General features: G+C 33.9%; 19 protein-coding genes, 4 tRNA genes, 1 rRNA gene and 1 CRISPR repeat array. Of the genes, 1 reads left to right on the top strand and 23 read right to left on the bottom strand.

Features of this window, described 5'->3' with window-relative positions; translation table 11 throughout:
* Positions 1-334 (bottom strand): 16S ribosomal RNA (locus CAAU_RS11255); the annotation flags it as partial.
* A gap of 199 nt (positions 335-533) precedes the next feature.
* Between CAAU_RS11255 and CAAU_RS11260 the strand changes: the two genes are divergently transcribed.
* Positions 534-1,883 carry an ISNCY family transposase gene (locus CAAU_RS11260; protein WP_008909566.1) on the top strand — a complete coding sequence of 450 codons (1,350 nt, stop codon included), beginning with the start codon at positions 534-536 and terminating at the stop codon, positions 1,881-1,883.
* 339 nt (positions 1,884-2,222) lie between these two features.
* Here CAAU_RS11260 and CAAU_RS11265 read toward each other — a convergent pair.
* The 22 genes from CAAU_RS11265 to CAAU_RS11370 form a co-directional block, all read right to left on the bottom strand.
* Positions 2,223-2,297: transfer RNA gene (locus CAAU_RS11265), tRNA-Asn, on the bottom strand.
* A 141-nt stretch (positions 2,298-2,438) separates the two neighbouring features.
* Positions 2,439-7,058: direct repeats of the CRISPR family, unit length 30 nt; unit sequence GTTTCAATCCCTTATAGGTAGGCTATAAAC.
* A 197-nt stretch (positions 7,059-7,255) separates the two neighbouring features.
* Entirely contained in the window at positions 7,256-8,782 is a 1,527-nt protein-coding gene (gene lysS / locus CAAU_RS11270; protein ID WP_008909568.1) for a lysine--tRNA ligase, read from the bottom strand.
* 13 nt (positions 8,783-8,795) lie between these two features.
* Entirely contained in the window at positions 8,796-9,278 is a 483-nt protein-coding gene (gene greA, locus CAAU_RS11275) for a transcription elongation factor GreA (protein ID WP_008909569.1), read from the bottom strand.
* A 204-nt stretch (positions 9,279-9,482) separates the two neighbouring features.
* The gene (locus CAAU_RS11280; RefSeq protein ID WP_008909570.1) at positions 9,483-10,271 is read right to left on the bottom strand and encodes a hypothetical protein; all 789 of its coding nucleotides are present in this window, start codon (positions 10,269-10,271) and stop codon (positions 9,483-9,485) included.
* A gap of 24 nt (positions 10,272-10,295) precedes the next feature.
* Positions 10,296-11,228 carry a hypothetical protein gene (locus CAAU_RS11285; RefSeq protein ID WP_008909571.1) on the bottom strand — a complete coding sequence of 311 codons (933 nt, stop codon included), beginning with the start codon at positions 11,226-11,228 and terminating at the stop codon, positions 10,296-10,298.
* A 10-nt stretch (positions 11,229-11,238) separates the two neighbouring features.
* The gene (locus CAAU_RS11290; protein WP_008909572.1) at positions 11,239-11,763 is read right to left on the bottom strand and encodes a transcriptional regulator; all 525 of its coding nucleotides are present in this window, start codon (positions 11,761-11,763) and stop codon (positions 11,239-11,241) included.
* A gap of 400 nt (positions 11,764-12,163) precedes the next feature.
* Positions 12,164-13,129 carry a tRNA dihydrouridine synthase DusB gene (gene dusB / locus CAAU_RS11295; protein WP_008909573.1) on the bottom strand — a complete coding sequence of 322 codons (966 nt, stop codon included), beginning with the start codon at positions 13,127-13,129 and terminating at the stop codon, positions 12,164-12,166.
* A gap of 5 nt (positions 13,130-13,134) precedes the next feature.
* Entirely contained in the window at positions 13,135-13,911 is a 777-nt protein-coding gene (locus tag CAAU_RS11300) for a type III pantothenate kinase (protein ID WP_008909574.1), read from the bottom strand.
* A 16-nt stretch (positions 13,912-13,927) separates the two neighbouring features.
* Positions 13,928-14,275 carry a cupin domain-containing protein gene (locus CAAU_RS11305; protein WP_008909575.1) on the bottom strand — a complete coding sequence of 116 codons (348 nt, stop codon included), beginning with the start codon at positions 14,273-14,275 and terminating at the stop codon, positions 13,928-13,930.
* A 75-nt stretch (positions 14,276-14,350) separates the two neighbouring features.
* On the bottom strand, positions 14,351-14,758 hold the full coding sequence (locus CAAU_RS11310; protein WP_008909576.1) for a thioesterase family protein: 408 nt from the start codon (positions 14,756-14,758) through the stop codon (positions 14,351-14,353).
* Positions 14,759-14,804: 46 nt separating this feature from the next.
* Positions 14,805-16,628, bottom strand: a complete 1,824-nt coding sequence (gene ftsH, locus CAAU_RS11315) for an ATP-dependent zinc metalloprotease FtsH (RefSeq protein ID WP_008909577.1) — start codon at positions 16,626-16,628, stop codon at positions 14,805-14,807.
* 54 nt (positions 16,629-16,682) lie between these two features.
* Positions 16,683-17,222, bottom strand: a complete 540-nt coding sequence (hpt, locus tag CAAU_RS11320) for a hypoxanthine phosphoribosyltransferase (protein ID WP_008909578.1) — start codon at positions 17,220-17,222, stop codon at positions 16,683-16,685.
* Between the two features lie 3 nt (positions 17,223-17,225).
* Positions 17,226-18,590, bottom strand: a complete 1,365-nt coding sequence (gene tilS / locus CAAU_RS11325; RefSeq protein ID WP_008909579.1) for a tRNA lysidine(34) synthetase TilS — start codon at positions 18,588-18,590, stop codon at positions 17,226-17,228.
* 376 nt (positions 18,591-18,966) lie between these two features.
* Complete coding sequence (gene spoIIE, locus CAAU_RS11330; RefSeq protein ID WP_008909580.1) at positions 18,967-21,321, bottom strand: stage II sporulation protein E; 2,355 nt, start codon at positions 21,319-21,321, stop codon at positions 18,967-18,969.
* Between the two features lie 306 nt (positions 21,322-21,627).
* Positions 21,628-21,704: transfer RNA gene (locus CAAU_RS11335), tRNA-Met, on the bottom strand.
* Positions 21,705-21,708: 4 nt separating this feature from the next.
* Positions 21,709-21,784: transfer RNA gene (locus CAAU_RS11340), tRNA-Met, on the bottom strand.
* Positions 21,785-21,788: 4 nt separating this feature from the next.
* A tRNA-Leu gene (locus CAAU_RS11345) sits at positions 21,789-21,878 on the bottom strand.
* Between the two features lie 171 nt (positions 21,879-22,049).
* Positions 22,050-22,445, bottom strand: coding sequence for a S1 domain-containing RNA-binding protein (locus tag CAAU_RS11350; protein ID WP_008909581.1), 396 nt, complete (start codon positions 22,443-22,445; stop codon positions 22,050-22,052).
* Between the two features lie 68 nt (positions 22,446-22,513).
* A complete protein-coding gene (locus CAAU_RS11355; protein ID WP_008909582.1) occupies positions 22,514-22,792 on the bottom strand; it encodes an FtsB family cell division protein in 279 nt (92 codons plus the stop codon).
* A 47-nt stretch (positions 22,793-22,839) separates the two neighbouring features.
* A complete protein-coding gene (yabQ, locus tag CAAU_RS11360) occupies positions 22,840-23,295 on the bottom strand; it encodes a spore cortex biosynthesis protein YabQ (RefSeq protein ID WP_008909583.1) in 456 nt (151 codons plus the stop codon).
* A gap of 14 nt (positions 23,296-23,309) precedes the next feature.
* Positions 23,310-23,588 (bottom strand): sporulation protein YabP, encoded by a 279-nt coding sequence (gene yabP, locus CAAU_RS11365; RefSeq protein ID WP_008909584.1) that lies wholly within the window; start codon positions 23,586-23,588, stop codon positions 23,310-23,312.
* Between the two features lie 178 nt (positions 23,589-23,766).
* Complete coding sequence (locus CAAU_RS11370) at positions 23,767-24,024, bottom strand: RNA-binding S4 domain-containing protein (RefSeq protein WP_008909585.1); 258 nt, start codon at positions 24,022-24,024, stop codon at positions 23,767-23,769.
* Positions 24,025-24,048: the final 24 nt, after the last annotated feature.

Here is a 24,048-nt window from a genome sequence, read left to right on the forward strand (position 1 = left end):
GTGTCTCAGTCCCAGTGTGGCCGACCACCCTCTCCAGGCCGGCTACCCATCGTCGCCTTGGTGAGCCGTTACCTCACCAACTAGCTAATGGGCCGCGGGCCCATCCCAAGGCGGATTCCTCCTTTGGCTTATGTATCATGCGACACACAAGCTTTATGCGGTATTAGCAGGTCTTTCGACCTGTTATCCCCCTCCTTGGGGTAGGTTACCCACGTGTTACTCACCCGTCCGCCGCTAAGACACCTTGGATTGCTCCTTGGCATCTCCGCTCGACTTGCATGTGTTAGGCACGCCGCCAGCGTTCGTCCTGAGCCAGGATCAAACTCTTATGTTTAAATCCTTAGCTTCTTAAATTACTGCTGGTCGCTTCGCCACTGTTCAGTTTTCAAAGGTCAAACGACATTTTATATTATAACAACCTCTCAATATAATGTCAAGAGGTTTTTTGTTTATCATGTGATTATTTTATGATAATGTCATGTTGTAGAGTAATATGATAAAATGTCATTATGAGAAACGAGGTGTTTTATTCAATGTCACAAAAACAAATTAATAGGTATGTTGTTATTCAAAAATCCCTTGAGGGATTATTAACCGTTAAGGAAGCAGCAAAGGTTTTAGGCCTTAGCGAACGTCAAGTTATTAGATTAAGAAAGGGTGTGATGGAAAGCGGAGTTTCTGCTCTTATTCATAAAAACAAAGGCCGTAAACCTTCTCATGCTGTTTCCGATGAACTTAAAGGTAAAATCATCTCTCTTAAATTGTCTGATACCTACAAAGATGCTAACTTCAAACATTTTAATGAGCTTCTTGAAAGATTCCATAGCATTAAGCTAAGTTACTCTACCATATACAATATCCTTACCTCTACCGGTATTAAAAGCCCTAAAAAGCGTCGTAGATTTAAACCCCACACAAGGCGTAAAAGAAAACCACAGATGGGCCTTCTCGTTCAGATGGATTCTTCTCCTTTTGATTGGCTGGGTATTGGCTGTAACTATTCTATCCATGGTGCTATCGACGATGCTACTGGTAAAGTTCTGGGTCTTTATATGACTAAAAATGAATGCCTTCAAGGCTACTTTGAAGTCGCTCGCTTTATGTTTCAAAACTTTGGTATACCCGTTAGTATCTATAGCGATAGGCATGCTATCTTCCTTTCTCCAAAAGCTTCTAAACTCTCTATTGAAGATCAGCTTGAGGGAAAGGTCTGCAATGATACACAGTTCTCTAGAGCTATGAAGGAACTCGGTATTACAATAATAACCGCTCGTTCCCCTCAGGCTAAAGGCAGAATAGAACGCCTTTGGAATACTTTGCAATCTCGTTTGCCTATCGAATTTAAACTAGCTGGAATCAAAACTATCGATGAAGCTAATGAATTCTTGAAAAAATACGTCTTTGAATTAAATAACATGTTTTCCGTAGAGCCCTTGTCTAATGAGCCTGCTTTTAGACCTTTAAGTAACGATATAGACCTTGATTCTATACTCTGCGTTAAAGAAAAAAGAAAGGTCGATAATGGCGGCGTTTTCTCCTTCTACGGTAAACATTTTAAGGTTGTTCAAAAAGACAACCAGCCTCCAATACCGACCCGAACCACTATTAATGTATTCATTAATAGTTTAGCAGGTGTTCAGGTCGAATACAAGGGGATAGTTTATGAAACTGAAGTATTTGTAAAGCCTAAAAAATCTTCTAATGATGCCGTTAAGAAGGAGAAAAATACTTACAGACCGCCAGAAGACCATTATTACAAGTATGGACGCAATTTGGTTAAACCTATAATTTATGATGAAAGTGATCAAGAAATTCTAAGCATGCTTGAGGAGATTTTCCTCGGTAAAGATAGTTTTGTTGACAGATACAAAAATTTAGGGTAAATGTTAGCTTTTGATAATAGGACTGTTAGTCGGGTGATGTCAAGGCACCGTGGAATAAATGGGAGGGGCCCACTTGTGGGAGGGCACCCGTTTATGCCGCGAAAGGCCTTGACATCAGGCGGCATAGTATCCTATTGCCTTTTTGGGGCAGATTAATCTGCCCCTCTGCCTTCCGGCGAGGATGGGGGGTTCTAGGGGGCAAAGCCCCCTAATTTTTACCCATCTAAATGACATTTTCATACGATAATTAACTTTATTTTAAATTATTTTTAGGTGACATTTTCAAAAGATATTGACATGGAAGTTTTGTCCTAAACATTTAGCACACAAAAAATAAAATGGCTCCACGGAGAGGACTCGAACCTCCAACCCTCCGGTTAACAGCCGGATGCTCCACCATTGAGCTACCGTGGAACGCTTACACAGAATATTATAGCAGATTTTTTTCTGTTTGCAATACCCTTTTATAAAAAAACATACTTCCCTTATGTTTATAAACACTCAGAATGTAGATAATGTCCATTTTTCTCTTTTAATTCTGTTATATATTTCAAAGTTTCAATCCCTTATAGGTAGGCTATAAACATATCTCATTATTATTGATGAAGCTCAATTGTTGTTGTTTCAATCCCTTATAGGTAGGCTATAAACTGAGTTATTTTATCTATTTCCGTTTCATCGACCACGTTTCAATCCCTTATAGGTAGGCTATAAACTTAGTTTCGTCCACCTCATCACAATTTGGTAGACGGTTTCAATCCCTTATAGGTAGGCTATAAACGATGAACTTGGTCAGGCCATGAACTATTAAGCTGTTTGTTTCAATCCCTTATAGGTAGGCTATAAACAAAGGAGCAAATGCAGATGCACACTACAACTATTTGTTTCAATCCCTTATAGGTAGGCTATAAACAGATCCAATTAATTCAAGTTTCAGAAGCTTATTTAGAGTTTCAATCCCTTATAGGTAGGCTATAAACTTAAAAACGATTTTATGGCAAAATAGAGGTATTTCTAGTTTCAATCCCTTATAGGTAGGCTATAAACTTATAAATAAAAATAAATTCTATCTAAGAGATTTAAGTTTCAATCCCTTATAGGTAGGCTATAAACTGAGAATGGTAAAAATTTTATTTTAAAGATCTTATGTTTCAATCCCTTATAGGTAGGCTATAAACGAGCAGAGGCTTTAGAAAATCTATTAGATGAATTAGAGTTTCAATCCCTTATAGGTAGGCTATAAACTGATAAAATTTTTTTGTCAAATTCTTCAACGTCTTTAAGTTTCAATCCCTTATAGGTAGGCTATAAACTAAAGCGACACTTATTAAAGACGTTGAAGAATTTGAGTTTCAATCCCTTATAGGTAGGCTATAAACCAGACTTCTTGAGAGTTTGAACTACAACATCTTGAACGTTTCAATCCCTTATAGGTAGGCTATAAACTTATAAAGCGACATTAATTAAAGACATTGAAGAATTGTTTCAATCCCTTATAGGTAGGCTATAAACTCAAGAAGTCTGAAAAGAAGTCAACTGAAAAGAAAGTTTCAATCCCTTATAGGTAGGCTATAAACTGTTTCTGGGTCTTTCACAAACTCGTCTAACTCTTTGTTTCAATCCCTTATAGGTAGGCTATAAACGAAGTTAAAAGAAAAATAAAATTTATAAAGCGACATGTTTCAATCCCTTATAGGTAGGCTATAAACGAAAAATCAAACAAATCAAACAAATCAAATTATAACTGTTTCAATCCCTTATAGGTAGGCTATAAACAAAACTAATCCTTCAGCTTCATGGTCTAAAGCAATTTCGTTTCAATCCCTTATAGGTAGGCTATAAACAAGAAGAAAATAATAAATTTGAATGTGTTTTTAGTTTCAATCCCTTATAGGTAGGCTATAAACTGGGAATTGATGATGAAGAAGAATTTGAAGATATTAGTTTCAATCCCTTATAGGTAGGCTATAAACTAGAAAAAATTGATGTTAATAAAAAATATACTATTGAAGGTTTCAATCCCTTATAGGTAGGCTATAAACGAAGGCAATTTTACGCCTTCTTTTCAAATAAAGTTTCGTTTCAATCCCTTATAGGTAGGCTATAAACGTCAACTCCTTCTGTGAGTGCCATTGTTCTTCACTCCTGTTTCAATCCCTTATAGGTAGGCTATAAACTCAATTTTCTTTTGTATTTCTTTTAGCTTTTCTTCAAGGTTTCAATCCCTTATAGGTAGGCTATAAACGGGTTTCAACTTCTACATAGTTTGCTATTTGTCCCCATTGTTTCAATCCCTTATAGGTAGGCTATAAACCAGTTCCTGTTGCTGTTCTTCCTACTTTCGTCGTATCAGTTTCAATCCCTTATAGGTAGGCTATAAACTAATCATCAGCTATTAAAGTCCCTATGTGCAGATGTAGTTTCAATCCCTTATAGGTAGGCTATAAACGGTGATGGAGCGCAGGATGATGAAGCGAAAGCTGGGTTTCAATCCCTTATAGGTAGGCTATAAACTAATCATCAGCTATTAAAGTCCCTATGTGCAGATGTAGTTTCAATCCCTTATAGGTAGGCTATAAACGGTGATGGAGCGCAGGATGATGAAGCGAAAGCTGGGTTTCAATCCCTTATAGGTAGGCTATAAACCAGTTGAATATTGGCGTGATGATGAAGAGGAATAAGGTTTCAATCCCTTATAGGTAGGCTATAAACTATTTTTGGTGAAGGCGCAATAGCATATGGTAGCGGGTTTCAATCCCTTATAGGTAGGCTATAAACTAAAATAAAGGCGTCTATTCAAAGCGAAAAAGGTAGTTTCAATCCCTTATAGGTAGGCTATAAACTGTGGCTCAAAGTAAGCATAAGGAACAACATAATTTTGTTTCAATCCCTTATAGGTAGGCTATAAACTATCCCTTCACCTCTGGAAATTTTTCTGCTAATTTATGTTTCAATCCCTTATAGGTAGGCTATAAACAAAAAGGTTATTATGTGATGAAATTTTATTTAGAGGAGTTTCAATCCCTTATAGGTAGGCTATAAACCCATCTCATCAAAGTTAGTCTTCCATGGTCCGTTATGTTTCAATCCCTTATAGGTAGGCTATAAACCAAGTGTTATCATTTGCTCACATTCAAGCAATTTGTTTCAATCCCTTATAGGTAGGCTATAAACTCATTAACTCCTTTTTCAATTCTCTTTGCTGTTTCGGTTTCAATCCCTTATAGGTAGGCTATAAACGGAGCTCTTCTTTGCTGAATTGTAGATATGCTTCATGTTTCAATCCCTTATAGGTAGGCTATAAACGCAGATGTATAACAGGGTTAGTGCTTGCAATTGTTCCAGTTTCAATCCCTTATAGGTAGGCTATAAACTCTTAATTGTCTAAGCCTTTTCCCAAAAGAATCCACAAGTTTCAATCCCTTATAGGTAGGCTATAAACTTCACAAATTGAGAATTTGATAAAGCAATATTTGGGAGTTTCAATCCCTTATAGGTAGGCTATAAACTAAAAAGCGGTATAAGCAGTATTGCTAAAGGAATTTAGTTTCAATCCCTTATAGGTAGGCTATAAACTGAAGAATTTGACGGAAAGAATTTTATCCTTTATCAATAGTTTCAATCCCTTATAGGTAGGCTATAAACACATCGTAACAACTGACGAAAATCAGTTGTTACAAGCGTTTCAATCCCTTATAGGTAGGCTATAAACGACGTAAATCGCAAAATCCTCTTGATTAGCTTTTTGTTTCAATCCCTTATAGGTAGGCTATAAACATGGAGCTTTGCTTGACGAGATACACGCATGGAATGAGTTTCAATCCCTTATAGGTAGGCTATAAACTGATGAACAATATCTCCAGGCTTACCACAACGCTCACAGTTTCAATCCCTTATAGGTAGGCTATAAACTTCAATGTATGTTCCCTATTATGACAATCTATACAAAGGTTTCAATCCCTTATAGGTAGGCTATAAACACTTTAGTTTCCATCTTCACCACCCTCGCAATCGATGTTTCAATCCCTTATAGGTAGGCTATAAACTCAGAGGTATTGTAGAAGAAAGAGCAGATATTAATCGTTTCAATCCCTTATAGGTAGGCTATAAACTGAATTTCTAAAGCACAGTTTTTTCCCGCTTCCTGGTTTCAATCCCTTATAGGTAGGCTATAAACACAAATACCGCCTGTTAACACAAATGTTTCAAAGTTTCAATCCCTTATAGGTAGGCTATAAACGAAAGAGAAGATTATATTGAAGAAGAAGAATACGAAAGTTTCAATCCCTTATAGGTAGGCTATAAACTTCTAACTCTTTTAATGTTTTAACTTCAGCTTCTATAGTTTCAATCCCTTATAGGTAGGCTATAAACGATGTATATGCAATGTTTGAATAAAAAGAATATTTGTTTCAATCCCTTATAGGTAGGCTATAAACTCTGATGGGAGTAAAGTAGCGATACCTTTTACTAAGTTTCAATCCCTTATAGGTAGGCTATAAACACGAAAAACAATTACTACAAATAACTAAAAAGACCTTTGTTTCAATCCCTTATAGGTAGGCTATAAACACAAGGTTTGATTTTTTTAGAGCTTCTACAACAGCATTGTTTCAATCCCTTATAGGTAGGCTATAAACTTATTTGCCTCCTTCGTTTTTTTTTTGTTTTTCTTGTTTCAATCCCTTATAGGTAGGCTATAAACCTTATCGGCTATGATAGACCAAAACATGAGATTATGTTTCAATCCCTTATAGGTAGGCTATAAACAAAAGAAGTTCTTGAGCATTCACTTGAAGCAATTGTGTTTCAATCCCTTATAGGTAGGCTATAAACGAAGCAATTGTTAACAAGAAGCCTGACAAGAAGCCCGTGTTTCAATCCCTTATAGGTAGGCTATAAACGTTTTTCTTTAGTGTGCAGGTTTTTTCTGTCACATATAGTTTCAATCCCTTATAGGTAGGCTATAAACTTAAGGCTGCTATTAATTATGCCGAGTATTGCAAGCTGTTTCAATCCCTTATAGGTAGGCTATAAACTTTAACGAAATGTACAGGATAGCATCAAAGGCTGTGAGTTTCAATCCCTTATAGGTAGGCTATAAACGAAGTTGGCCAAGAAAATGAAAAAGGAAAGTGAAGCGAGGTTTCAATCCCTTATAGGTAGGCTATAAACCCGTTTGATACTTATTATAACTGGATTTGAAGATTTTGTCAATTGTGAATATTTTGTTAACAAAATCTTCAAACCCTTGATAAATCTCATTTTCTTTTGTCGTCGACCCCCGGCACTTTTTGCAGGATTGGAGGTCGACGACAAATTAAAGGAATGCAAAAAGGCAGGATAGCTCCTGCCTTTTATGTTCATTTTATTTACTTCGTCGGTTTCATTGTTGGAAAGAGGATTACGTCTCTGATTGAATATGAATCAGTTAGGAACATAATGAGTCTATCTACTCCAATACCCAATCCCCCTGTTGGTGGCATACCTATTTCAAGGGCATTTATAAAGTCTTCGTCCATCATATAAGCTTCATCATCTCCAAGTTCCCTTTCTCTTAATTGTTGTAGGAATCTTTCCTTTTGATCAATTGGGTCGTTTAATTCTGAATAAGCGTTTGCTATTTCTCTACCATATACATATGCTTCAAATCTTTCTGTAAACATAGGATCATCAGGTTTTTTCTTTGTAAGCGGTGAAACTTCAACTGGATAATCTAAAATAAATGTAGGCTGAATTAGGTGCTTTTCTGCATATGTTTCAAATACTGCAACTAATATATCACCCTTAGTGCAATCCTTTAATTCCTTCTTAAGTTCATCTAGAACATTTAACTTCTTTGCAATTTCCCTTGCTTCTTCATCTGTTTTTATTTCATCGAAATCCACATTAGCATACTTCTTTACCGCTTCCTTCATTGTAAGCCTATTCCATGGTGGAGCAAAATCAATTTCTGTTCCTTGGTAGTTTACTTTAGTTGTTCCTAAAACTTCTTGACAAACAAATGCCACAAGGTTTTCTGTAAGCTCCATCATGTCATTATAATCGGCATAGGCTTCGTAAATTTCTATCATATTAAATTCAGGATTATGTCTTATATCTATTCCTTCATTTCTAAAGTTTTTACCCATTTCATAAACTTTTTCAAATCCACCAACGATAAGTCTTTTTAAGTAAAGCTCTGTTGCAATTCTAAGATATAGGTCAATATCAAGGGCGTTGCTGTGAGTTATAAATGGTCTTGCTGCAGCGCCACTTGCAATTGGTGATAATACTGGTGTTTCAACTTCAATAAAGTCCCTATCATCAAGGAATTTTCTTATGGCTCTAATTATTTGAGTTCTCTTAAAGAAAGTATCTCTTACATCTTGATTCATTATAAGATCAACATATCTTTGTCTGTATCTTAAATCTGGGTCCTTAAGCCCATGCCACTTTTCAGGAAGTGGTCTTAAAGATTTTGTTAGCAATATATAGTCCTTAACATGGATTGAAATTTCTCCAGTTTTAGTTTTAAATACCGTTCCCTCAACTCCTATGATGTCGCCAATATCCAAAGTTTTGAATGCCTTTAATTTTTCTTCTCCTATGTCATCAATTTTTACATAAAGCTGAAGCTTACCATACCTGTCATGAATGTCAGCAAAACCAGCTTTACCGTGTATTCTCTTTGTCATCAATCTTCCTGCAACTTTAACATCCTTACCTTCAAGTTCTTCATAGTTGTCTTTTACTTGCTTTGATGTGTGAGTTCTATCATATTTTGTTATAAGGAATGGATCCTGACCCTTAGCTCTTAAATCATCAAGCTTAGCAAGTCTTTGCTTCATTAACTCATTATACTCAGCCTCAAGATTTTGAAGTTCCTGTTGATTAAGTTCCTCATTAGTATTCGCCATAGCTCACCCTCCATTAATGCCTTTTTATTTCTAATATCTCAAAAGATTCAACTCCATCTGGGACTTGAATCTCTACTTTGTCACCAACTTTTTTGCCTAAAAGTCCCCTTCCTATTGGTGCTTCATTGGAAATCTTCATTTTAGCTGGATCTGCCTCTGCTGAACCAACTATTGTAAATTCAAGCTCATCTCCATACTTTAAGTCCTTAACCTTAACTGTTGAACCAATTGAAACAACTTCAGTATTTATTTCGTCCTCATCGATTATCTTTGCATTCTTTAACATGTTTTCTAAAGTTGCAATTCTACCTTCAACAAACGCCTGTTCATTCTTTGCTTCATCATATTCTGAGTTTTCGCTTAAGTCTCCAAAGGAAATAGCTGTCTTAATTTTTTGTGAAACTTCCTTTCTTTTAACGGTTTTTAGATATTCAAGTTCTTCCTCTATCTTTTTAACTCCTTCGTATGTTAAAATCACTTGTTTATTATCTCCCATATATACTCTCCCCTCTTTTTTGCTTAGGATTTATAGATATTATATGCACATTATTTTATGTAATTCCCCTAATTTTTAAATAACTTAGGAGAAGGCTTAAATAAACTAATAACAAGCACTATAAAGACGTCTTTATAGTGCTTGTTATTGTTCGTTATATGGTATTATAAATCACACTAATTACTATGTCAACATATTTTGTAATTATATTTCCATTATTAAATTATTCTGTAATTTAAATTTTGAAATTTTAAATCCTTCTTCTTCAGCGTTTTTCCATATCCTTTCATAGCCCTTCATTTCTAAAAAACCCTGCGCTAAAATACTATCGTAAAAGTTCTTCTCATCCAATGTTATATCAACATCATCAAAACATAATCCATTGTGACAAATTGTTTTATTTAATAAAAGTGTCGGCTTTTTAGGGTCTATCAGAATTTCATACCTCTTATCCGTTATTATCATAGCCTGACATAAACTAGCTGCTTTTATAGGATCTTCTATTACAGCTACTGATATTCCATAATTTTTTAATGCAAATTCCATATCTTTAATTAAGTTTTCCCTTTTATCTGCAAGCAAAATTATTCGCCGTGCAAAGTTTAATAGATATCTAAAACAAATTTTTCCTAAAATATTTTCAGCATCAGCAATTAGGACTTCGTTTAGTCTTAAATCGCATCCATGTTTTATCGTAAAAATATCTAAAGCTCTAATCAGGCATGAAATTATAAAATTTGAGTCAATGTTTATTCCTAAATCCTTTGAAAGCACTATGCTTTCTTTACCAAACCTTTTTATTGCTATGTTTAATTTAATATTTTCTAACCCATCAGGTATTTTTACAATTTCAGCTTTGACATCTTTTAATTTATATTCCCTTTCCTTATACGGAAGCAATAATTTATTTATAACAATAATCTTGCTAAAATAAGGATGAACAATGTTAATTTCTTCTAAAGATGCCTTATTTAATACCAAAATTTTATTCAAAGATTTCCTCCTAAAATTGTTTTATTAAATTATATTAGCCTTAGCATCTACAAATTCATCGTTTAAATAAACTACTCTTGGTTTGAAGTTAAGTTTTTCAAGTAAAATTTCATAGTCCTTTGGTGTTATATCATCAATGTTCTTTTGCATTATTGAAACCAATACTGCCTCCATGACATTAGTTCCAAAGGATCTTCCATTAAATTCTGGTGTTGTCGTTACAAGCATTTTAGCACCTAAATTTTTCAATTCTTCAATATCATCCTCTGTTACTGTGTTTGTAATAATTATTTTTCCTTCTAAATTATCAGGCATATATCTTTTTATAAAAAGGCAATCCCCAGCTATTATATCAGCCTCATTAAAATATTTTTCATGTTTTGGTGTTCTTTCTTCCTGACTTTTACCTGTAGGATAAAGTTTTTCAAAGGGCATCCTTGTAGCAATAGGTAAAATAACCTTTGCAAGGGCTTGAAATACTTTAACTGATTTTAAAGGTATAGGAATATCAAGGGAAAACATCAAATCCCCAATAGTTAGCTCTGCCCCTAATTCATAAAAGGCCTCTAACATTCCGAATCTATCTGTTGCACTAACCATTAAAACCGATTTGTCTTTAATTTTAAATATATTTTTATCTATGTATTTTATTACCTTTCTCTCGAGTGTATTTTTAAGACCTGAACCATCGACAATGGGTGTTTTCTTGGCCGCCTCTTTAATAACAAGGGCATCCTTTATCTCATATCTTTTTCCCGCAGCATATAAGTATAAATCAATGCCACCCATCCCAAAGGCATCAACTTTACCATCCATTTCCCTTATAAGCTCTAAAACCCTGTTAAAATCACCATCTGTTCCTATTCTCTCTATAATAAAATTTTCACCTAAAAGCTCAGTTTCAACCCTATGATTTCTCTTAGAAGATCCTAAACTCACAGAAACAATATGCTTCATTTTAATCCTCCTACTCTTTTATACTTTCAACAATTTTTAAAACTCTATTAACATCCACATATACATCTTCTTTTAAGGGCGACTTGCCTATATCAATCGTATAAACATGGCAATCTAATAAGGCTGATAAAAGCTTTGATCTTGCATTTGAGGCTAAAATAATACAATGCTGATATTTCCTTACTTTAGAAATAATATCAAAAAGGCCATTAACAAGTTCAAGCCCACTTTGATCCTTTACAAATCTTTGCCTTTCTTCTTCTGTAAGTAAGAAAATAAAATCAACTCCTGCCTTTTTAAGTTCCCTTTCAAGCTCCTCTTTATTTGCAACAGGAAATCCTACAACTGCAATTTTACCTCCCTTTCTCACCTCTCCTATACTCTCTAGCCTTGATATAAACGTCCTATCTATATTAAGTATCTTTGCAACTTCCTGTTGTGAATATCCTTTGCACCTTAATTCTAATATTTCATCAATTGTTGAATTAATTTTTGATATACTAATCACCTTATCTCCTATCCTTACATAGTCCATAAAACCCCTCCCGTGCACATGATGTGCTCAATTACATTTTATACCTTTTTTGCAATTTTTACAATAAAAAAAGATACTACAAAATGTAGTATCTCAGATTGTAGACAAACCTTCTTTGGTGTTCAGACTTTGCAAGAGCCCTGTGAATGGATTTCAAAAAGGCATCTCTCATAAGCTTTAGCAATTCTTGCTTTTCGACTTTTCAAAAGTCCGTAATTCTGCACACGGACGTGCAGAGCCGAGTGGCCGACACGGATGTCGGCTCACGAGGGTAGGACTTTTGAAAACAAAGAAAAGCTTAGAATTGCTTAGCGAAATGAGCGAATGCCATGGAAATCCTTCACAGGGCTTATCAAAAAACAACTTTTTCAACAGTCTGAGATACTACAAAATGTAGTATCTAAACCAAAGTTTTTTTATATTCAATCAAAACTTCTTCAATTTTTTCTCTTTGATCAAGCCTATTTACCATATCTTTAACATATGAGGAATTTTTAAGCCCCTTTAAATACCAGGCAATATGTTTTCTCATCTCGATTATTCCCTGTCTTCCTTTAAATTCCTCAGCCATTTTAAGATGTCTTAATATAACAGCAAACTTTTCCTCAATTGAAATGTCGGGCATTTTTTGTCCATTTTCGAAATAATACATTATCCTTTTAAATATCCAAGGGGTTCCTAAAGCTCCTCTTCCTATAAGGATAGCATCACATCCAGTCTCATCAAACATTTTTTTTGCACTTTCCTCATCCACAACATCACCATTTCCTATAACTGGAATTTTAACTACTTCCTTGACCCTTCTTATTATATCCCAGTCAGCATGTCCTGAATACATCTGTTCCCTTGTTCTACCGTGAACTGCAATAAAAGATGCCCCTGCTGCCTCCACCATTTTAGCAAATTCAATGGCATTTACTGAATTCTCATCCCATCCCTTTCTAAACTTGACAGAGACAGGTTTTTTAGATTTTGAAACAACTTTTTTAACAATCCTTTCGGCCAGTTCAGGATTTTTCATTAGGGCACTTCCTTCACCATTTTTAACTATTTTAGGTGCAGGACACCCCATATTTATATCAATGGAAATTACCTTTTCATTCTCGCTTATTTGCTCTGCCATATCAGCCATAATATCAGGATCGCTTCCAAAAATTTGGACAATAACCGGGGCTTCCTTATCATCTATATCTAAAAGTAAATTGGTTTTTTTGCTTCCATAATACAATCCTTTAGAACTTACCATTTCAGTATAAACTAATCCACAACCATATTCTCTGCATAAAATTCTAAAGGCCTTATCCGTTACTCCAGCCATTGGTGCCAAAAATACATTGTTAGGTGTTATGTAGTTTCCTATTTTCATCATCATCACCTATTTTTTTCATAAATTATCCTCAAACCCTCTAATGTTAATATTGGATTAACCTCTTGAATAGTCCTGCTTTCTGAGGATATTAATTTTGCAAGACCTCCTGTTGCAACAACATAGGGTTTCTTTTCACCAAGTTTTATCATTTCATCCATCATCTTATTTACTATATAATCAACCAAACCTACATAACCATATATTATCCCCGCCTGCATGCTGCTTACAGTATTTTTACAAATAACAGTTGGTGGCTTTACAAGTTCAATCCTTGGAAGCTTTGCAGCCCTTTCAAATAGTGCATCGCTGGATATTTTAATTCCAGGGGATATACATCCTCCATAATAATCCCCCTTCTCTCCAACCGCACAAAATGTCGTTGCTGTTCCAAAGTCAACTATTATCAAAGATCTTTTATATATTTCCAACGCCGCCACTGCATTAACTATTCTATCAGCACCTACTTCCTTAGGATTATCATATTTTATATTAATGCCTGTTTTAACTCCTGGCCCTACAACTAATGGTTCTACACAAAAGTACTTTCTTATCATATGTTCTAAAGAATACATAATATTTGGAACCACAGACGAAACCACTACGGCATCAACATCTTTATAATTTAAGTTTGCCTTTTCAAACAAATTTATTGCAATCATTCCATATTCGTCGGAAGTCCTTGGGGGATTGGTTGATAATCTCCAAACATCCAAAAGTTTTCTATCTTCATAAACTCCTGCTACTATATTCGTGTTTCCAACGTCAAATACTAAAAGCATGGCAACCTCCTAAACACTAAATATCTCCTTCTTCTGGAACTATACAGATAAACTTTAACGTTTCTTTACCCTTATTCATAAACTGGTGTAAAGCATTTGAAGGAACATATGCAAAGGATCCCTTCTTTATCTCATAGTCTTTACCTTCAACATGTAGAATTCCTTCTCCTTCAAGAATATAGTTTATATGTGGCCAAGGATGTGTATGTCTTGGAGTAAATCCTCCCTCTGATAATTCAAAAACCCTCATGACATATCCTTCCCAACCTTCCTTAGGTGTTATAAGGACCTTCTTAACAGCATTCTTTACAAGGTCATTATTGATCTCAATTCCCTTTACATCATCAATATGGGAAACTATCATAACAAACACCTCCTTAAAATATTTTAACTTAAAGATTTTATTTTTACAATTAAAATTAAAGGGTACCAAAGCACCCTATTTAACCTTATTATTTACCCTCTGCATGAACCTCTCTACATCTATTATAAATCTTTCGTGGGTTCCTTCCATTATCTTTTCCATCTCATCATAGGCTTCAACCTTGAAAATAAGCCTTTTCCCATCCACCTCAACTAGCTCTGCTATTGCCTTAACCTTCATTCCAATCGGAGTTGCTGCTAGATGCTTTACATCCACCTTTATTCCAACTGTCGAATAGCCAGTTGGAAGATGCAGGTCAACAGCATTCTTAGCTGCACATTCCAAAAATCCTATTAGAGATGGAGTCGACAGAACGTCTATAAAACCATTTAAATAGTTTGCTGCAGAGTCTTTTCCCTGAACTGTAGTTTCAATAATAGAATTAAGTCCGACTTTTATTTTATCAAAAAGCTCCTCCTTCAATTTTCTCCCCCCAATCATATTTAAACCTCGGGAAAATCCCGAGGTTTTATGCTTCATTAAAAATCGCTTCAAATTCTTCAGCTTCAAGCTTTTCTTTATCAAGAAGAGCTTCAGCGACTTTATGAAGTTTATTCATATTTTCCTTTAAAAGTTCTTCTGCCCTCTTGTATGCAGTTTCGATTATTCTTTTAATTTCCTTATCTATAAGAGCTGCGACCTCTTCGCTGTAGTTTCTTGTCTTTGCAAAGTCTCTTCCCAAGAATACTTCATCATGGCCTGTTCCAAACTCAATTGGTCCTAAAAGTTCGCTCATACCATATTCCATAACCATTTTTCTTGCTATATTTGTTGCCCTCTCGATATCGTTCTTAGCACCTGTAGATATATCGTTTAAAACAAGCTTTTCTGCTACACGGCCACCTAAAAGACTTACAATTTCTTCTTCTAATTCTGTCTTTGAAGCATAATACTTATCTTCCTGTGGAAGGGCTAAAGTATATCCTCCTGCTCTTCCCCTTGGTATTATGCTTATTTGATGAACAGGGTCAGTATTAGGTAAAAGCTTCATTACAATAGCATGCCCTGCTTCATGATATGCTGTAAGCTTTCTTTCCTTTTCACTCATGATTCTGCTCTTTTTCTCAGGTCCTGCAATTACTCTTGTTATAGCCTCTTCAAGCTCATCCATGCCTATAAGCCTTTTTCCCTTTCTTACTGCTAAAAGTGCTGCCTCGTTCATAAGGTTTTCAAGATCAGCCCCTGTAAAACCAGGTGTTCTTTTAGCTATTATTGACAAATTAACTTCGGCTTCAAGAGGTTTATTCCTTGCATGAACCTTTAATATTTCTTCCCTTCCTTTAACATCGGGAGTATTTACAACAATTTGTCTATCAAATCTTCCTGGTCTTAAAAGGGCAGGGTCCAAAATATCAGGTCTATTTGTTGCAGCAAGAACTATTATACCTTCGTTAGTTCCAAACCCATCCATCTCAACAAGAAGTTGATTTAGAGTTTGCTCCCTTTCATCATGTCCTCCACCAAGCCCAGCACCTCTTTGTCTACCTACTGCATCTATTTCATCTATAAACACTATACATGGTGAATTTTTCTTTGCATTATCAAAGAGGTCCCTAACTCTTGAAGCACCCACTCCTACAAACATTTCAACGAAGTCAGAACCGCTTATGCTAAAGAAGGGAACTCCAGCTTCTCCAGCAACTGCCTTTGCAAGAAGGGTCTTACCTGTTCCTGGGGGTCCAACAAGAAGTATTCCTTTTGGAATTCTCGCCCCCATCTCAATATATTTTCTTGGATTTTTTAAAAAGTCTACAACCTCTTGAAGTTCAGCCTTCTCTTCGTCTGCTCCTGCAACATCATCAAAGGTTATTCTCTTTTTATCGTTCGTAACAAGTTTTGCTCTGCTTTTACCGAAATTCATTACACCTTTTCCACCACCGCCGCCTTGGGCCTGTTGTAGGAAAATAAACCATATAACAAGGAGCATTATAACCATAATTATATTAGGCAGAGCAGAAACCCAAAATGGAAATTTTGAAGGTGGAACATATTTTAACTGAACTTTTTGAGCATGAGTTTTATTATATTCGTTTATCATCTTTTCAAATTCCGTCGTATTTATATTAACTGTGGTGGTAAAGGAGGTTCCATCTCTAAATTCCCCTGAAGCACTACCAGTATCTATGTCAATATATATGCTCTTTACATTCCCTCTCTCAATTTCGTTTATAAGTTCAGTGTAAACTATTTCGCTTTTCTTAGTTGTTCCACCATCTAGAAGAGTCATTGCAACAAAAAAAGCCATTATTATTAGAAGCCATGCACTTGCACTTTTTAAGAAATTTTTATTCATTCTAGGCCCCCCTTTCGCTGTGTGTTACCATAATATTTAAATATACACGATTGTTTACTTTTTGTAAATATCTTCTTTTAATATACCTATATATGGTAAATTTCTAAACATCTCGGCATAATCAAGTCCATACCCCACTACAAATGCATCTGGTATTTTAAAGCCTACATAATCCCCTTCTATATTTACCCTTCTTCTATCGGGCTTATCTAAAAGGCAGCATATTTTTAATGTTCTTGGATGCCTTGCCTTAAGATATTCATATAAGTATTTTAAGGTAGTCCCAGTATCTATTATATCCTCAACAATAATGACATCCCTACCTTCAATATCAAAATCCAGGTCCTTTAATATTCTAACTATACCAGAAGTTTCAGAAGACATTCCATAGCTAGAAACCGCCATAAAATCCATAGTAACCTTTAAATTAAGAGCCCTCATAAGATCTGAAACAAAAATTACTGATCCTTTTAAAACTCCAATTAAAATCAAGTCACCATGTGGAAAATCCTTCTCAATCTCCTTTGCAAGTTCATTAACCCTTTTTTTAATTTCTTCTTCTGTTAATAATACTTTTTCAATAGCACCTTCCATCATTTATCCCCTTTCAATCTTTAATTTTAATACATTTTTTGTATTTTCATCGATTTTATAATTTTTAGTATCCCTAATATTATAAACCCATAGGATTTCTTTGCCTAATGCAATAAGAGGAATTTCATCCCTTTTATCCTTTGGGACCTTGCTATCAATAAACAAATCCTTTATTTTCTTTTTTCCATTTAATCCTTTAGGATAAATAAAATCCCCTTCTTTTCTATTTCTAACTATTAATTCACCTTTTATTTTATCATAATCAAAATACTTTATAAAAGCACTATCTTTCAAACTTCCTTCATTTTTTATTAGCTCTGCCGAAATTTTTAAATTTAGCTCATCTATTATAATCGTCCCTGGAATAATAATATTGTATTCAAAGCCATTTTTTTCAATTTGTTTTTCTTTTTTTATATAAAAATTATCATAGGAAATTTCCGCAATTAAATTTTTGGGTAAACTTATTTTTTTACCCGTTTCCCCTTTTTCAATGAGCTTTAAACAATCATCAACGTGAACGTTTTCAATGGCATTTAAATCTCCTTTAACATTCTTTATCATATTTCTGATAATCCTTCTTTGTATCGCTATGTTAAGTTTTTTAAATTTGCTTATGGAAATTCCTTCATCAGCCTTTACTGATTCATAAGCCTTTATAGCCTCCATTTCAATATATTCATCTTCGTCCCTTAAAATTTCCGATGACTTAAAAAGATTATCTATTATATTTTCATTTATATTTTCTTTTATGTAAGGAATCAATTCTAACCTAATTTTATTTCTTAAATATATTGCTTCTCTATTGGTGCTGTCGATGACAGGATTTAAACTGTTTTGGTTGCAATATTCCTCTATTTCTTCCCTTGAACAAATAAGTAAAGGTCTAATAATGTTACCTCTTATAGGTTTTATTCCACTAATTCCTCTAAGCCCCGAGCCCCTTAAAAACTTCATTATCATAGTCTCCGCCTGGTCATTTTTATTATGGGCGAGGGCTATTTTATTTCCTCCAACTTCTTTTAGGACTTTTTCAAAGCATTCATATCTTACTAATCTTCCTGCTTCCTCAGAAGACAATCCTTTATCCTTTGCTAAACTTAAAACGTCTATCCTAAATGAATAAAAGGGAACACCAAATTTTTTACAAAAATCCCTTGCAAATTCCTCATCCCTAAAGGCCTCTTCATCTCTTATCATATGATTTATATGAACAGCAAAAATTTCGATATTGAAGATACTCTTTAATTGAATAAGAATATGTAATAGGGCAGTAGAATCGGGGCCACCAGAAAAGCCTACAACGATCTTGTCTCCATCCTTTATCATAGAATATCGTTTTACATAATTTAAAACCTTATCAAGCATAGCATCACCTTTTTCTTTTTATAATAGCAAATACTCAAAAATTAGACAATAATAAAGGAACCAAAAGGTTCCTCAGACTGTTGAAAAAATTATTTTTTGATAAGCCCCGTGATGGATTTCCCTGGCATTCGCTCATTTCGCTAAGCAATTCTAAGCTTTTCTTTGTTTTCAAAAGTCCTACCCTCGTGAGCCGACATCCGTGTCGGCCACTCGGCTCTGCACGTCCATGTGCAGAATTACGGACTTTTGAAAAGTCGAAAAGCAAGAATTGCTAAAGCTTATGAGAGATGCCTTTTTGAAATCCATTTACGGGGCTTTTGCAAAATCTGAATACCAAAGAAGGTTTGTCTACAATCTGAGGAACCAAAAGGTTCCTTTACATCTTCCATATTTTTGATACAATTACCGTTAAATCATCCTTTATATTGTCCCCATATTTTTCCTTGGCCCTTTGTAATATATAATCAGCAAGCTCCCTTGGATTACCTCCACTATATTCCCTTAATAATTTACTTATCCATTTATCCTTTAATTCATTATCAGCATCGATAATACCATCAGAAACCATAACAATAATATCTCCATTTTTAAACTGATAGATTTCGCTCTCTATCTCAATATCCTCAATTATACCTATAGGTAAATTTTTATTTTCTATGATCTCCACATCAAAACCTGATTTTATAAATGTTGATACCGCGCCAACCTTTATGAATTCGCCTATGCCTTCATATAAATCGATAATACCTAAATCCACAGTTGCAAAGGACTCGGTGTTGTTTTTTAATAAAAGAATCGAATTGATTGCCTTCATAGTAGTATTTCTATCAAATCCTGCCTCCATAAACTTCTCAATTAAAGTTATGGTTGTATTGCTTTCCATAGCAGCTTCAAACCCACTTCCCATTCCATCGCTTATGACTATGATATATTTACCCGGAGCTACATTCCCAAAATAATAGCTGTCTCCTGAAAATTCTTCCTTAGAAAGCCTTGCAACAGCAGATGCAACACCAAAATTTTCTGCCTCAATGAGTTTATAGTGGCACATTTTATTGTTTTCATCTAATTTACACATAGCATTCTCTCTAATCATCCTTTTCCCCAACACTTGTGAAACAAGCTTTGGAATATCACTGCTGCAGGATGTTTTACCCTGGCATGGCACCCCATATATAGTTACTTCATATTTATTATTAGAGTTTTTTGTAACCATAACATCGTTATATTTTATTCCATTGATATCAAACAACATTGATATTTTATCTTCCAATTCATTTTTAAATTCCACAGATTTAGTTATATCCTTTACAAGATCTGAAACAACAATGGAAATTCCCTTTATCTGTTCTGCTAATACTATCTTTGAATTTAAAAGTTTTTTATTCCATCTATTATTTAGTCTTATAATTTCCATTTCAAAGTTTATCTGTCTTATTATCTCATTGAGCTTTACGCATTTTAAGTTAAAGGAATTCGGAACTTGTTTTATATCTAATTTACCATTCTTTTCTGCCATTCTTAGCATTTCACAAAAAACATCATAAGTATAATATGTCTCCCTTTGCCAGCAAAAGTGCCTTCCTTCACAATTTGAACAAACTTTGTTTGCTATCTTTTCAACGGTTCCCTTTACTTCATTGACCTTTGATAGGTTGTTTTCATACCTTTCTGCTAAAACACTGGCTAATCCATTTAAGGATTTAGAAATTATATCAAGTTTTCGATTTATATAATCCTTTATTCTTTCCACATATAATTTTTGCGGAATTTCCCTTTTATTTTCAAAATCTAAAGCTAAATTTAGCTTATCCAATATCGAAGAAGGTAATAGAATAAAAATAATTGACGCAAATAGTATATTAACTTCTAAAGTAAATAAAACATCAACCTTATTAGCATACATCATTACTACAACTGAAGTTATCATAAAGGCTACGGATGTAATTATCCTACCTAAATCCTTTAACGCACCAGCAACAAGACCACACAATCCATATACAGCGACTAAATAAACCGAAATATTTCCTGCAAAACTTGAAACTAATCCAAACAAAAGGCCAACTGAAGCTGCTACTTGTCCATCTTTTATATAGGCAGATGTCAATATAACTAAAACCGCCAAAACAGATTTTAAAGAAACATATTTATAGCTAATATCCCACAATCCTGCATAGGATATTAAAAATATTAATACAAGGCTAATTAGCTCTTCTTTTAAAAGCTCTACATTTTTCTTGTTGAAAAAATATGCTAAACCATATGTAAACAAATAAGCCGATGAAATAATAATTGAAGATTCAAAAGAAGATATCATAACATCATATAGAACTAAATTCTTTAAAAAATACTTATGAGTAAAAACAGAAGTCAAAACATTTAATATGGAGGTTGATGCTAAAAGAATGAATAATCTTTTCTTTTCACTCTTTATAAATAGATTTAAAATCATAACCCAAATAGTAAGAAAAATATGAGTCTTGGCAGATAGGATATGGCCTTCCGTTAAATAACCAAGAACAGAAAACATTCCACAGACCATTATCCATTCCTTATCTAAGATCATAGTTGAAGCAATTAAAAGTGCTATTCCAAAGGGCATTATCTCTCTTAAAAAAAGAACTCTTGAAGTAAAGAAAATAAATATAAGCAGCAATAAATGTTGTGCTTTTAACTTTTCTCTTTTTAACGCCTTTACATCTTTTTTATGTAGAACTTCCCTTTCTATCATAAAACCACCTCACATATTTTTGTGAGGTTATTATATCAAATATATGCTGAATATTTTGTCATTATTCCTTTTATTTCCATACAAAAATATTGACAGATTATTTTATTTTAAGCCAATTATGTTTTCTTCCTCCTTTTTATATAAAAATTCAACTTTGATCTTGTAAAAAAAATAAGAATATTTTCATAGACCATAAAAATACGACGGAAATTTTATAATAATAACAAATATTTTCAACAAATCAGCTTATGATTTATTGATTCTTTTTTTACAAAAAATAAAAAAGCAGCCTAAGCTGCTTAAGTATGGTGGCGGCGAACGGATTCGAACCGCTGACACATCGGGTATGAACCGATTGCTCTGGCCAACTGAGCTACGCCGCCATGTTGGTTGCGGGGGAAGGACTTGAACCTTCGACCTTCGGGTTATGAGCCCGACGAGCTACCAACTGCTCCACCCCGCGACATTGGTGCCGGAGACCGGGGTCGAACCGGTACGGTCCTTTAGGGACCGCAGGATTTTAAGTCCTGTGCGTCTGCCTGTTCCGCCACTCCGGCATTCAGTTTTGTTATCTCGCATCGACAATACTTATTATATAATGCTATTATTATTTCGTCAATAGTATTTTTTAATTTTTTATAAAATTTTTATGGTAATATATTGTAGAAGTAAGTTCTTATTATTTATTATAAAAAGGTGTTTTACGTTTGGTAAAACACCTTGAGTTTCTATCTTCTTGATACTGTTCCATATCTTTTGCCTTCTCTATGCTTAATGTCCTGGATTCTCTCCTCGCTTTCTTTTAAGAATTTAGCAAGCCTTTCCTCAAAAGAAAGTCCATTATTTTTGTTTCTTTCGCTCTGCCAATCAACTTCAATTGGCTTTGATGATTTAGGCATAGCCTGCTTAATTGAAAGGCTTATTTTGCCATCATCATCGATTGCAATAACTTTTACCTTTACTTTGTCCTTTTCCTTAAGATGCTGTCTGATGTCCTTAACGTAAGTATCAGATACCTCGCTGATGTGAACCAAACCTGTTTTACCTGACACATCAACAAATGCTCCAAAATTTGTAATGTTTACTACTGTTCCTTCTAAAATCGTTCCTACCTTTAAGGTCATATTAAAAGAATTCCTCCTTAATATATTTTAATGATATAATTATACAAAATTATATAATCCAAGTCAAATTATCTTCTTTTGTTTTTGTCGATAAATAAGATCTCCCCCGGTTTTACCAAACCAAGTTTTTCCCTGGCTAGCTTCTCTACATGTTCAGGCCTTTTTGCCTCCTTGAGTTGTTCCTTAAGTTGAGAGTTTATAACTTTTACTTTTTGAAGCTGCTCATTATAATGTTTATATTGTTTATTCAATCTATATAATATTATTTGCTGTTTAACGAAAATTGAACCAAACATAATAAAGACTAATCCCCAAATAATCTTTTTAATGTTTCTTTTTTTCTTCATAGGCATCCCCTCTTCTTTTGTTCAATATATATTATTCTATAAATAAATTAAATTTCCTGCTTTTTTATAATTTTTTTACCTAAAATTAATCTTCCTGTTCTTCTTATAAGAAAACTGATATTAAAAATCAGTCTCCTTAACAAAACAAACGGAGTAATAATGAATCTAAAAAATAACCTTACTGTTTTTATAATAAAGTAAACTATATAACGCAACGAACCAATAAATACCCTTGATATAAATAAGAAATAAAAATATAAACCTAAAAAAAGCCCTAAAAAAGTATAGTATCTTAAGTTGGCATTATTAGTTATAAGCATAAAAGTAAAAGTTAAGAGGGATGCAAAGATCCAAAAAAGTATATCTGAAATTGCAGTTAATATCTTATTTGGCGTTTTAAATCCCCTTATTACTCTATAAATATCAAATAATAAACCAACAAATATTCCACACAGGACATTTGAAAAAAAATATACAAATTGAGTGTTTATATCTAAAACCATTCACATCACCTTAATTATTTGAAAAGCTTCTTAATAAAGCTCTCACTTCTATTCTCATCCTTAGAGATGTAAGTTAAGGAATTTATTTCTCCTACTATTGAAACCTCTCCTGTATCAACATTTAACTTATTAACCTTAAGGTCCTTACCCCTGATCAATAAGTTTCCCATTATAGTCGATAAACTGACCTGTTCTTCATTAAAGGTATATATAGTATTAACCCCAGTTATATCAATCTTTTTTCTATTATCAATATAAATTTTATGATCCTTAACTATCTTCCCATTTTCCATAAAAATACCCCCTTCATATAAATTAATATGAAGGAGGCATACGCTTTATTCCATAATTTATCCACATATTAAATCATTTTATAAAAAGGTTACAGCTAAAACTGTGGAAATTATTCAAATTAAAATCAACAATTATGTCACAACTTATTAACATACTTATCCACAGGTTGTTGATAAGTCATTCTATTTCCTTCCCACTTATTATTCTATACATTTCCTTTGCTGCTTCTTTTGTTGCATGTTCTTGAATACTTAAAACTTCTGCCTTTACACTTCCTGAAGCATATTGGATTTCTATTATATCTCCAACTTTTAAATCTGTTCCTGGTTTTGCAACCCTTCCATTCACTAGAACTTTTCCACTATCACAAACTTCCTTTGCTACGGTTCTTCTTTTTATAATCCTTGAAACCTTTAAAAACTTATCAAGCCTCATAATGTCCATCCTTCCAAAAAAAAA

The sequence above is a fragment of the Caloramator australicus RC3 genome (assembly GCF_000297115.1).
In the GTDB taxonomy this organism is placed as follows: domain Bacteria; phylum Bacillota; class Clostridia; order Clostridiales; family Caloramatoraceae; genus Caloramator; species Caloramator australicus.

Bases quoted from the DNA above. Each gene is read 5' to 3' on its own strand.
- greA (WP_008909569.1), bottom strand. From the start codon at position 9,278: ATGGGAGATAATAAACAAGTGATTTTAACATACGAAGGAGTTAAAAAG.
- dusB (WP_008909573.1), bottom strand. From the start codon at position 13,129: ATGAAAATAGGAAACTACATAACACCTAACAATGTATTTTTGGCACCA.
- yabP (WP_008909584.1), bottom strand. From the start codon at position 23,588: ATGGAAAATGGGAAGATAGTTAAGGATCATAAAATTTATATTGATAAT.
- CAAU_RS11260 (WP_008909566.1), top strand. From the start codon at position 534: ATGTCACAAAAACAAATTAATAGGTATGTTGTTATTCAAAAATCCCTT.
- hpt (WP_008909578.1), bottom strand. From the start codon at position 17,222: ATGGAAGGTGCTATTGAAAAAGTATTATTAACAGAAGAAGAAATTAAA.
- CAAU_RS11370 (WP_008909585.1), bottom strand. From the start codon at position 24,024: ATGAGGCTTGATAAGTTTTTAAAGGTTTCAAGGATTATAAAAAGAAGA.
- CAAU_RS11355 (WP_008909582.1), bottom strand. From the start codon at position 22,792: ATGAAGAAAAAAAGAAACATTAAAAAGATTATTTGGGGATTAGTCTTT.
- lysS (WP_008909568.1), bottom strand. From the start codon at position 8,782: ATGGCGAATACTAATGAGGAACTTAATCAACAGGAACTTCAAAATCTT.
- spoIIE (WP_008909580.1), bottom strand. From the start codon at position 21,321: ATGATAGAAAGGGAAGTTCTACATAAAAAAGATGTAAAGGCGTTAAAA.
- CAAU_RS11350 (WP_008909581.1), bottom strand. From the start codon at position 22,445: ATGACCTTAAAGGTAGGAACGATTTTAGAAGGAACAGTAGTAAACATT.
- tilS (WP_008909579.1), bottom strand. From the start codon at position 18,590: ATGCTTGATAAGGTTTTAAATTATGTAAAACGATATTCTATGATAAAG.
- yabQ (WP_008909583.1), bottom strand. From the start codon at position 23,295: ATGGTTTTAGATATAAACACTCAATTTGTATATTTTTTTTCAAATGTC.
- CAAU_RS11290 (WP_008909572.1), bottom strand. From the start codon at position 11,763: ATGGACTATGTAAGGATAGGAGATAAGGTGATTAGTATATCAAAAATT.
- CAAU_RS11305 (WP_008909575.1), bottom strand. From the start codon at position 14,275: ATGATAGTTTCCCATATTGATGATGTAAAGGGAATTGAGATCAATAAT.
- CAAU_RS11300 (WP_008909574.1), bottom strand. From the start codon at position 13,911: ATGCTTTTAGTATTTGACGTTGGAAACACGAATATAGTAGCAGGAGTT.
- CAAU_RS11285 (WP_008909571.1), bottom strand. From the start codon at position 11,228: ATGAAGCATATTGTTTCTGTGAGTTTAGGATCTTCTAAGAGAAATCAT.
- ftsH (WP_008909577.1), bottom strand. From the start codon at position 16,628: ATGAATAAAAATTTCTTAAAAAGTGCAAGTGCATGGCTTCTAATAATA.